Source organism: Actinomadura sp. CNU-125, assembly GCF_001942465.1.
Classification (GTDB): domain Bacteria; phylum Actinomycetota; class Actinomycetes; order Streptosporangiales; family Streptosporangiaceae; genus Spirillospora.
The window spans coordinates 1-9,485 of the sequence record NZ_MKJY01000208.1; the positions used below are offsets into that span (position 1 = coordinate 1).

Below are 9,485 nucleotides of genomic sequence, written 5' to 3' on the forward strand. Positions count from 1 at the left end.
AGCTGTACGGCGAGTTCGGGCGCGACTTCGGCACGGCGGACGGGCGCGTGATGGTCGCCGTGGTCACCGGACGGCAGCTCGTCGGTCCCGGCGTAGGCGTTGAGGCCGGAACTGAGGACGGTGCTGCCGCCGGGCGTCGCCGTCTTCTCCAGCAGCAGGACGGACGCGCCCCGCTCGGCCGCGGCGGCCGCGGCGGCGCGCCCGCGAGCCCGCCGCCCGCGATCACCACGTCGTACCGGACGGTCATCGGCCGTACCGCCGGTCGATCTCGGAGTAGGCGCCGAGGCCGAAGAGGCTCTGCCGCTCGGCCCACGGCAGCAGCCGGCCGGCGCGGGTCCGGGTCTCGCCCTCCGCGCGCAGGTGCGCGAGGCTCTCGGCCCGCGTGCATCATGCTGCGCATCAGGTAGTTGGCGAACAGCGCGACGCGGAAGCCCAGCTCGCCGAGTTCGGCCGTGCCCAGCTCGGGCGTCTTGCCGCCCTCGACGATGTTGGCGATCAGCGGGATCCCGGCCAGTTCCCGGCCGATCGTGCGCATCTCGTCCACGCCGCGCGGCGCCTCCACGAAGATCACCTCCGCGCCCGCGGCCGCGTACGCGCGGGCCCGCCGGATCGCCTCGTCCAGCCCGTGGACGCCGCGCGCGTCCGTGCGGGCGATCAGGACCGGGCCGTCCGCGCCGCCCGCGTCCAGCGCCGCCCGGATCTTGGCGGTCATCTCCTCGGCAGTGATCAGCCGGTGGTCGTCGAAGTGGCCGCAGCGCTTGTCGAGCACCTGGTCTTCGAGCTGGACGGCCGCGGCACCGGCCGCGTCGAGCATCCGGATCGTGCGCATCACCGCGAGCGGGCCGCCGTAACCGGTGTCGGCGTCGACGATCACCGGCAGGTCGGTGGCCCCGGCGAGCCGCTGCACGTGGTCGGCGACCTCCCGCTGGGAGATCAGCCCGATGTCGGGCAGGCCGAACTGGGCGTTGGCGAGCCCGGCGCCGGTCAGGTAGGCGGTCTCGAACCCGGCCTCCTCGACGAGCCGCAGTCCCGCCGCGTCCGTCACGCCCGGCGCGACGACCACCCGGTCGGAGGCGAGCAGCGCCCGCAGCCCCGCCCGCCGCTCGGCCACCGGCTTCGGAGGAAGAACCGCGTGCGTCACAGGTGCACCGCCGGGACGTCGGCGGCGTCGAGGGCGAGGGCGCCGTGGGCGCGGCCGAGGGGGTCGGCCAGCAGGAACGCGTGGCCGATCGCGGCGGTCACGTCCTGGAAGCGCCGGTGCAGCGGGTGGTCGGTGTAGGCGGTGCGGCCGCTGGAGACGCGCATCAGCCGGGTGACGGCGGCGCCGCGTCCTGGGCGGAGCGGGCCAGGGCGTAGCGGTGCCGGGCGCGGGTCTCGCGGGACGGCCAGTCCCCCGCCTCGGCGATCGCGGTGAGTTCGGCGGCGACGGCGCGCAGGCCGTTGATGCCGGCGTCGACGACGTAGGCGTTCTCGGCGAGGTGCCGCTGGGCGAGGTGGTCCTCGCGGACGGGTCCGGCGGCGGTGCGGCGGTCCCGCGCGGCGTCCGCCCAGGCGTCCACGAAGCCGCGCGCGGCGCCGAGCGCCCCGGCGGCGATGATCGCGTGAACACGACCGCCCACGCAGCCGGTAGAGGGCGCCGGGGTTGACCTCGCGGCCGGGCAGCGGCGTCCCCAGGCGGTAGGTGTAGTCGACGTGCGACTGGGCGCGGTGCGCGGGGACGAACGCGCCGTCGACCACGATGTCGTTGCTGCCGGTCGCGGCGAGCCCGGCGGTGTGCCAGGTGTCCTCGACGGAGTACTGGTCGCGGTCGAGGACGACGGAGACGAAGTCGGCGACGGGCGTCCCGTTCCAGTCGCGTTCGCCCGCGATGCCGCCGAGGATGACGCCGTCGGTGTGCAGGCAGCCGGACGAGAACGACCAGCGGCCCGACACCCGGTAGCCGCCGTCCGCCGGGACGACCTTGCCGGTCGGGGTGTAGGACGACGCGAGCGTGCGGGCGGGGTCGTCGCCCCAGATCTCCCGCTGCGCCTCCTCGGGGAACAGCGCGATCTGCCACGGGTGGACGCCGACGACGGCGGTGACCCAGCCGGCGGCGGGCGCGGCCCGCCCGACCTCGACGATCGCGTCGAGGAACTCGGCGAGCGGCGTCTCGGCGCCGCCCCAGCGGGCGGGCTGCAGGGCGCGGAGCACGCCGGTGGCCCGGAGTTCCTTCCAGGCGGCGTCGGTCAGCCTGCGCTGCCGCGCGCCCGCCGCGTCCTCCGCGGCCAGGACGGGCGCGGCCGCGCGCACGGCGTCGACGATGGACATGAGATCCCCCAATGTCATGTAGCACTTACTACAGGGAAGTGGGCATGAAACGGCCCGGACGGATCCGGGAGGTAAGCGTGGAAACGTGGAAAGCGTCAGGAGGCGAGCGGCTCGCGGTAGCCGCCGTAGCCGCCCCGGTAGAAGATCAGCGGCCCGCCGGTGCCGCGCACGCCCATGTCGACGACGCGGCCGAGCGCGAGGAAGTGGTCCCCTGCCTCGGTGACCCGCTCCAGGCGGCAGTCGATCCAGGACAGCGCGTCGGCCAGGACGGGCGACCCCGTCGGGCCCGGCGTCCAGTCGAGCGAGGCGAACTTGTCGGCGCCGCGGGTGGCGAACGCGCGGCAGACGTCCTGGTGCTCCTCCCCCAGCACGTTCACGCAGAACCGGCCCGCCTCCCGGATGCGCGGCCACGTCGTGGACCCGGCGTCGGGGAAGAAGCCGACCAGCGCCGGGCGCAGCGAGACCGAGGTGAACGAGCCGACCGCCATGCCGATCGGCTCGCCCGCTCCGGGCGGGCCGTGCACGGACGTGACGGCCACGACGCCCGTCGGGTAGTGGGACAGGACCCGACGGAGCGCGTCCGGCGCGATGTCCGGAGCGTCGGTGCGGAAAGTGGTCATCGGTGCTCCTCTCTGGGCCGGGACGCCGCGCGGACGGGCGCGGCGTCCCCCTGCCGGACGGGTCAGAACGCGCCCCGGGCGAATCCGTCGACGAGGTTCGCGAACGTCTCGGGGTGCTCGATCTGGCTCCAGTGCCCGCAGTTGGGCACGATGTGCAGCCGCGCGTTCGGGATGTGCCGGGCCAGGTAGTGGCTGACCTCCGGCGGGACGATCCTGTCCTCGCGGGCCGCGACGACCAGCACGTCCTTGTCGATCTTCGCCAGCTCGTCCGGCTGCCAGCCGATGCGTCCGCCCGCGCTGAAGTCGAACGTGGCGAGGTGCGAGCGGCGCACGTCCTCGCGCAGGGCGCGCGGCATCCGTCCGGCGGCGATCTCCCGGATGCGCGGGCCGAACGCGGACGGGTCGTGCACGAACAGCGTGAGCAGTTCGGCCATCGCGTCCTCGGTCGGGTCGTCGTAGAAGCCGATCAGCTTCGCCAGCCCGGGCAGCGGCTTGAGGTCGGGCATGCCACCGCTGCCCATGAGGACGACCTTCTCGACCCGTTCGGGCCGTTCCAGGGTCATGGCCAGGGACATCTGGCCGCCGTAGGAGTTGCCGACGAGGGTGACGCGGTCGATGCCGAGGGCGTCCAGCAGCTTCCAGGTCGCGGCGACGCGCAGTTCGGTGAAGGCTGCCATCCCGCGCGGCGGCGGGTTCGGGTGGTCGGAGTCGCCGAAGCCGAGGGTGTCGGGGGCGATGCAGTAGTACCGGTCGCCGAGGTCGCCGATCAGCCGCTCCCAGTTCGACAGGCCGCTGACGCCCGGCCCGGAGCCGTGCAGGAACAGCAGCGGCGGGGCGGACGGGTCGCCGGCGGTGCCGATCCGCAGCCGGTGCTCGCCGGCCTGGACGTCGGTCGTGGTGATCTCGGCGGGCATCAGGCGGTCCCCTCGGTGTCGGCGGGCTTGTTGAACAGGGCGAACGGGAGCTTCTCGCGGTGCTCGGTGCCGCGGTGGCCCCAGATCTTGGTGCTGGTGTAGGTGGCGGGCTCCCACAACGCGTCGTCCACGACCACGCCGCCCTGCCCGTATTCGAGGTTGAACCCGGCGGGCGTGTAGAGGTAGAAGGACGTCGTGCGGTCGTTCGTGTGCCGCCCGAGCGTCAGGACGATCGGGACGTCGCGTTCCTCGCAGCGGTCGTAGGCGATGCCGACGTCGTCCAGCGACTCGACCTCGACCATCAGGTGCTGGAAGCCGCTCGTCCCCGGGATCTCGGCGATCGCGAGGGAGTGGTGGCGGCCGTTGACGTGATAGAACTGCGCGTTCAGCGGCGGGTCGACGATGCGGTCCGACAGCCGGAACCCGAGGACCTTCGTGAAGAACGCGTTGGCCTCGGCGAGGTCGGGGACGACCAGGACCGCGTGCCCGAGCCCCTGCGGGCCGGTGACGAACCCGCCCGACATCGCCCGTCCGGGCCGGAAACCGCCGGGATGGCGGCGCTGCCCCCACGACAGCTCGTGCCGGTTGCCGTACGGGTCGGTGAACGAGACGAGCGCGGCGACGCCGCGTACGGCGGCGAGTTCGGCGTCCTCCTCGCGGACATCGATGCCGTGGCCGCGGAGGCGCGCGGCGAGTTCGTCCATCGCCTCGGGGGTGCGGACGCCCCAGCCGAGGTAGTCGTTGGCGTGCTCCTCGCCCGGGTGGACGACGAGGCGGTAGTCGGCGTCGTCCACGCGCAGCCGCACGGCGCCGTCCTCGCCGCGCCCGGCGACCTCCATCCCGAGGACCTCGGGACCGAACGTGAGCCACTCCTCGTAGGCGGGTGAGGAGAACCCGATGTAGTCGAGCGACTGGATCACAGCTGGACCTCCGGCGGGGTGGCGCCCAGGACACGGGCGGCGTAGGCGAGCGCAACGTTGTCGGTGGTGAGGAACGCGTGACCGAGGGCGGCGACGATGTCCTGGAAGCGGCCGTGCAGCGGGTGGTCGAGGTAGGCGACGCGGCCGGAGGAGATCCGGTACAGGTCGGCGACGGCGTCCCCGACCAGCTCGCAGCCCCGGTTGACGTCCCAGCGCAGCTTCGCCCGCTCGTCCTTGCCGACGTGCCGTCCGGCCTCGCCGGCCTCGGTGATCGCCACGGCGGCGTTGCGCATCTTGGCGATGGCGGCGTCGAGCGTCCACGCCGCGTCGGCGAGGTGCTTCTGGACGAGCGGGTCCTCCCCGACCTTCCCGCCCCAGTTCGCGCGCCGCTCGCGGGTGATCTCCGTCCACTCGTCCAGGAACCCCTGCGCCATGCCGAGGGTCGGCGCGACGAGGACGAGGTTGAACAGCGTCGCCCACGGCAGCTTGTAGCGCGGGCCCGGGTTGGTCTCCTGGCCGGGGGCGAGGACGCCCGGCAGGTACTCGTACCGGACGTGCGACAGGAACCGGCGCGCCGGGACGACGACGTCCTCGACCACGATGTCCTTGCTGCCGGTGCCCCGCAGCCCGGAGGTGTGCCAGTTGTCGTCGATGCGGTACTCGTCGCGCAGCAGGATCAGCGACCCGTAGTCGGGGACGCGGGCGCCGTCCGCCTCGGTCTCCCCCGCGATGCCGCCGAGGATGACGCCGTGGCCGTGGTCGCAGCCGGACGAGAACGACCAGCGGCCGCTCACCCGGTAGCCGCCGTCCACCGGGACGACCTTGCCGGTCGGCGCGTACGACGACGACAGCATGCGCGACGCGTCCTCGGACCACAGCTCCCGCTGCGTCTCCTCCGGGAACAGCGCGCTCTGCCAGGGGTGGGAGCCGACGACGCCCGCGACCCAGCCGGCGGACGGCGCGACCCGCGCGACCTCGAACACCGCGTCCAGGAAGTCGGCGAGCGGTGCTTCCCCGCCGCCCCAGCGGGCCGGCTGCAGCGCCCGCAGCACGCCCGTCTCCAGCAGGAGTTTCCAGGTCGCGGCGGTGAGCGAGCGGTCCCGGACGGCGGTGCGCTCCTGCTCGGCGAGGTCGGGGGCGACCGCCCGCACCCGTTCAGCGATCGTCATGGACGACCCCCTGTCGTCTGTAGTGATCATTCTTCCCTGTAGTAAGCGTTACAGATGATGTGACGCAAACTACGCCCAGGCGGGGTGTGATAGCAAGAGGTCCGTGGCCCCGAAAACCGACAGACGCACCCAGCACAGCGGCGAGACGCGCCGCCGGATCCTGCACGCCGCCGCCGAGATCGCGGCCGAGCGCGGCTACGACGGGACGAGCGTCGCCCTGGTCACCAAGCGCTCCGGACTGCCCGCCAGCTCCGTCTACTGGCACTTCGGCAGCAAGGACGACCTGCTCGCCGCCGTGATCGAGCACAGCTACACCGAGTGGCTGCCCGCCCGCCCCCGCTGGGCGCCGCCCGAGCCCGGCACGGACCGCATCGAGTACCTGCGCGGCTGGCTCCGCGAGGCCGGCCAGAGCTTCGCCGACCGTCCCGTCTTCATGCGGCTCGGGCTGATGCTGCTGCTGGAGCGCCGCGCCGAGGAGCCCGCCGCCCGCGCCCGCTTCCAGCAGATCCGCGCGGAGATGCTCGCCGCGATGGGCGACTGGTGGGCCGCCGTCCTCCCGGACGAGGCGATCGAGCGGCGCCCCGACCTGCCGCGACTCCTCGCGCAGCTCAACATGGCGGCGTCCGACGGCCTCTACGCGATGTCCGCCGGGGACCCCTCGATCGACATGAACGCCCTCCAGGACCTGCTGGCGACCGCCCTCGACTCCGTCGCCGACCGCATCGTCCGCGAGATCGCCGCCGATCCCGGCACCGGACGCGCCGCGGACGGCGGCGCGTGATCACCCTGACCCGGTTCTTCCCGCCCTGGCGCTAAGCTGCTGTTTCACGCAGTCGGCCGGCCGGGAGGACGTCACAGGTGGGACCCGGCACGCGCCCCGACGGGCCGCTCCCCCTGCGGCTGCTGCCCTTCGCGGCCATGGCGGTCATCTCGGTCGTCGACTTCTCCGCCGGGCCCAGCGTCGGCTACCTGCCGCTGCTCGCGCTCGGGCCCGCGTTCGCCAGCCTCTTCGGCGGCCTGTGGCGCACCGTGTCGGTGGGCGTCCTCGCCATCGTCCTGTGCACGCTGCTCGCGTCCTACAGCGACGTCCTCGGGACCTTCCGGACGAACCTGACGTTCGTCTCGATCGGCGGGGTCACCGCCGCCGGGATGATCGCCGCGACCTACCGGCAGCGGCGCGAACGCGAGCTCGCCGACGTGCGCGACATCGCCGAGGCCGCCCAGCGGGTGCTGCTGCGCCCGATGCCGCGCCGCGTCGGGCCGGTGCGCGCGACCGTCCGGTACATCTCCGCGGCCGCCGGAGCCCGCATCGGCGGCGACCTGTACGAGGTGGTGCAGACGTCCCGGGGCGTGCGGGTGATCGTCGGCGACGTCCAGGGCAAGGGCCTGGACGCCGTCGAGACCGCCGCCGTCGTCCTCGGCGCGTTCCGCGAGGCCGCCTACGACGAAGAGGACCTGAACGGCGTCGCCGACCGCATCGAACGCGCGCTCTCCCGGCAGCTCACCAGCGAGCAGTTCGTCACCGCCGTCCTCGCCGAGGTCCACGAGCGCGACGGCGTCACGCTGCTGAACCGCGGGCACCCGCCGCCGCTGCTGATCCGCTCCGACGCGTCCGTCAGCACGCTCGACCCGCCCGAGCCCGCGCCGCCGCTCGGCCTCGCCGTGCTGGTCGACGACCCCGCCCCCACCGGCGTCGTCGACCTCGCCCCCGGCGACCAGATGCTGCTGTACACCGACGGCGTCATCGAGGCCCGCGACTCCCGCGGCGAGTTCTACCCGCTCACCGAACGCGCCGGCGTCCTGTCCGCCGACGACCCCGAGGACGCCATCGACGGCCTGCAGGCCGACCTGCTCGCCTACGTCGGCGCGCCGCTCGACGACGACGCCGCGATGCTGCTGCTGCGCCGCCGCATCTAGCGCCCGGGCCTCACGGCTCGATGATGAGCTTGCCGCGCGTGTGCCCCTCGCGGCTCGCGTCGAACGCCGCGCCGACCTCGTCGAGCTTGTACGCCCCGGCGACGTCCACGACCAGCGCCTCGCGTTCGGCCATGTCCGCGAGCTCGGCGAGCTTCGCACCGTCCGGCCGTACCCAGACCCAGAGTCCGCCGTGCTGCTCGACCGTCGGGTCGGCGACGGACGCGTGCCGTCCGCCGGGCGCCAGCAGCGCGAGCGTCGCGTCGAGCTGCCCGCCCGCGAAGTCGGCCACCGCGGTGACGCCGCCCGGCGTGATGTCGCGCACCCGCTCGACGAGCCCGTCCCCGTAGGCGACCGGCTCGGCGCCGCGTTCCCGCAGGTAGGCGTGGTTGCGCTCGGACGCCGTCCCGATCACCGCCGCGCCGAGCGCGCGGGCGAGCTGCACGCCGAGGTCGCCCACCCCGCCGGACGCGCCGTGGATCAGCAGCGTGTCGCGCGGCCCGACGTCGAGCCGTTCCAGGGTGCGCTGCGCGGTCAGCCCGGCCAGCGGCAGCCCGCCCGCCTGCCGCCAGTCCAGCGGCGGCGGCTTGCGCGCCACCGACCACGCCGACACCGCCACGTACTCGGCGAACGTCCCCGCCCGCACCACGTCCTTGCGCGCGTAGGCCATCACCTCGTCGCCGTACGCGAACTCCGGGGTGTCCGGCCCGACGGCCCGGACCACCCCGGCGACGTCCCAGCCGGGGATGACGGGGAACACCGCCTCCATCATGGCGTCCAGGCCGCCCGCCATGACCTTCCAGTCGACCGGGTTCACCCCGGCCGCCCACACCTCGATGAGCACCTGCCCGGGGCCCACCCGCGGATCCGGCACGTCCTCGACCCTCAGCTGCGAGTTGTCCGCCGCATAGGCCGCATATGTAACAGCGCGCATAGTCATAGACCTAACCAGGAAAAACAGAACTAATCAGCGATGTGCGCGGGCCCACAGGGCCGGCCACCCGCCCGGCGGGAGCCAGGACGCCGGGACGCGCATGCCGTGCGCGGCGACCTCGTCCCAGAACACGCCCGCGTCCGCGCCGAGTTCCGGCACGACGGCGAGCGCGCGCCGCCACGGACCGTCCTCGTCGGCGAGCGTGCTGGCCGGGAACCCGGGGACGGTCGCGCCGCCGCGGCGCCGACACGGCCGCCAGCGCGATCTCGGGCCGCGCGCACGTCGTGTGGACGGCCAGCGCGCACAGCAGCGGCTCGGTGGTGCGGCGCGGTCCGCGCGGGCGAGCGCCGGATCGTCCCAGGACGGCCAGCAGCCCGAGCGCGCGGCGGACGCGGCGGGCCGCGAGGTCGAGCGCGTAGGCGTCCGCGATCCCCGGCGACCGGACGAGCCGGCGCAGCGACTTCGGCAGCGGCGGCTCCCCGAACAGCCGCCCGAGCCGGTCGAACCGGGCGCGGACGGCCGGGTCCAGGGCCTCGACGGCGGCCCGCAGGGGCCGGTGCTCCGTCGCGTCCCACACGGCGGCGAGGTCGGTCGCGCGGCCGTCGAGGGCGCGGGCGCAGTCCGCCGCGAGCCGCTCGACGCCCGTCCGGCGGATCCGGATCGCGGCCGCGTCCGGTGCGGTCCCGGCGATCGCCGCGAGGACCCCG

At 74.3% G+C, this 9,485-nt stretch carries 13 protein-coding genes; 4 read left to right on the forward strand and 9 right to left on the reverse strand.

The features are described from left to right. From BJF79_RS23220 to BJF79_RS67155, 3 genes are all read right to left on the reverse strand, one after another. Nucleotides 1-1,141: oxaloacetate decarboxylase (locus BJF79_RS23220; protein ID WP_262402454.1), on the reverse strand; the 1,141-nt coding region annotated here is incomplete at its 3' end. Continuing rightward, entirely contained in the window at nucleotides 1,138-1,305 is a 168-nt protein-coding gene (locus tag BJF79_RS67150; RefSeq protein ID WP_410050124.1) for a hypothetical protein, read from the reverse strand. The genes BJF79_RS23220 and BJF79_RS67150, both read right to left, overlap by 4 nt. Beyond that, entirely contained in the window at nucleotides 1,305-1,619 is a 315-nt protein-coding gene (locus BJF79_RS67155) for a hypothetical protein (protein ID WP_410050125.1), read from the reverse strand. Before BJF79_RS67155 ends, BJF79_RS67150 begins: the two co-directional genes overlap by 1 nt. A gap of 119 nt (nucleotides 1,620-1,738) precedes the next feature. Here BJF79_RS67155 and BJF79_RS67160 point away from each other — a divergent pair, with 119 nt between their 5' ends. Both BJF79_RS67160 and BJF79_RS67165 read left to right on the forward strand, forming a co-directional pair. Beyond that, nucleotides 1,739-1,939 (forward strand): hypothetical protein, encoded by a 201-nt coding sequence (locus BJF79_RS67160; RefSeq protein ID WP_410050126.1) that lies wholly within the window; start codon nucleotides 1,739-1,741, stop codon nucleotides 1,937-1,939. Nucleotides 1,940-1,990: 51 nt separating this feature from the next. Beyond that, nucleotides 1,991-2,329 (forward strand): hypothetical protein, encoded by a 339-nt coding sequence (locus tag BJF79_RS67165; RefSeq protein ID WP_410050127.1) that lies wholly within the window; start codon nucleotides 1,991-1,993, stop codon nucleotides 2,327-2,329. Between the two features lie 73 nt (nucleotides 2,330-2,402). Here the strand turns inward: BJF79_RS67165 and BJF79_RS23230 are convergent, their stop codons facing one another. The 4 genes from BJF79_RS23230 to BJF79_RS23245 all read right to left on the reverse strand — a co-directional run bounded on the left by BJF79_RS23230 (nucleotide 2,403) and on the right by BJF79_RS23245 (nucleotide 5,930). Next, nucleotides 2,403-2,927 carry a flavin reductase family protein gene (locus tag BJF79_RS23230; protein ID WP_075900405.1) on the reverse strand — a complete coding sequence of 175 codons (525 nt, stop codon included), beginning with the start codon at nucleotides 2,925-2,927 and terminating at the stop codon, nucleotides 2,403-2,405. A gap of 62 nt (nucleotides 2,928-2,989) precedes the next feature. Further along, nucleotides 2,990-3,841 carry an alpha/beta fold hydrolase gene (locus tag BJF79_RS23235; protein WP_075900407.1) on the reverse strand — a complete coding sequence of 284 codons (852 nt, stop codon included), beginning with the start codon at nucleotides 3,839-3,841 and terminating at the stop codon, nucleotides 2,990-2,992. Then, the gene (locus BJF79_RS23240; RefSeq protein WP_262402456.1) at nucleotides 3,841-4,761 is read right to left on the reverse strand and encodes a VOC family protein; all 921 of its coding nucleotides are present in this window, start codon (nucleotides 4,759-4,761) and stop codon (nucleotides 3,841-3,843) included. Before BJF79_RS23240 ends, BJF79_RS23235 begins: the two co-directional genes overlap by 1 nt. Beyond that, nucleotides 4,758-5,930: an acyl-CoA dehydrogenase family protein gene (locus BJF79_RS23245; protein WP_075900409.1), complete on the reverse strand. Its 1,173-nt coding sequence runs from the start codon at nucleotides 5,928-5,930 to the stop codon at nucleotides 4,758-4,760. The genes BJF79_RS23240 and BJF79_RS23245 overlap by 4 nt, the downstream gene beginning before the upstream one ends. 103 nt (nucleotides 5,931-6,033) lie before the next feature. Here BJF79_RS23245 and BJF79_RS23250 point away from each other — a divergent pair, with 103 nt between their 5' ends. Continuing rightward, a complete protein-coding gene (locus BJF79_RS23250; RefSeq protein WP_075900411.1) occupies nucleotides 6,034-6,711 on the forward strand; it encodes a TetR/AcrR family transcriptional regulator in 678 nt (225 codons plus the stop codon). A gap of 77 nt (nucleotides 6,712-6,788) precedes the next feature. After that, nucleotides 6,789-7,847, forward strand: coding sequence for a PP2C family protein-serine/threonine phosphatase (locus BJF79_RS23255; protein ID WP_075900413.1), 1,059 nt, complete (start codon nucleotides 6,789-6,791; stop codon nucleotides 7,845-7,847). Between the two features lie 10 nt (nucleotides 7,848-7,857). Here the strand turns inward: BJF79_RS23255 and BJF79_RS23260 are convergent, their stop codons facing one another. Continuing rightward, the gene (locus BJF79_RS23260; protein WP_262402457.1) at nucleotides 7,858-8,718 is read right to left on the reverse strand and encodes an NADP-dependent oxidoreductase; all 861 of its coding nucleotides are present in this window, start codon (nucleotides 8,716-8,718) and stop codon (nucleotides 7,858-7,860) included. Between the two features lie 70 nt (nucleotides 8,719-8,788). Continuing rightward, a partial coding sequence (locus BJF79_RS55745) for a hypothetical protein (protein ID WP_262402458.1) occupies nucleotides 8,789-9,485 on the reverse strand: 697 nt, incomplete at its 5' end.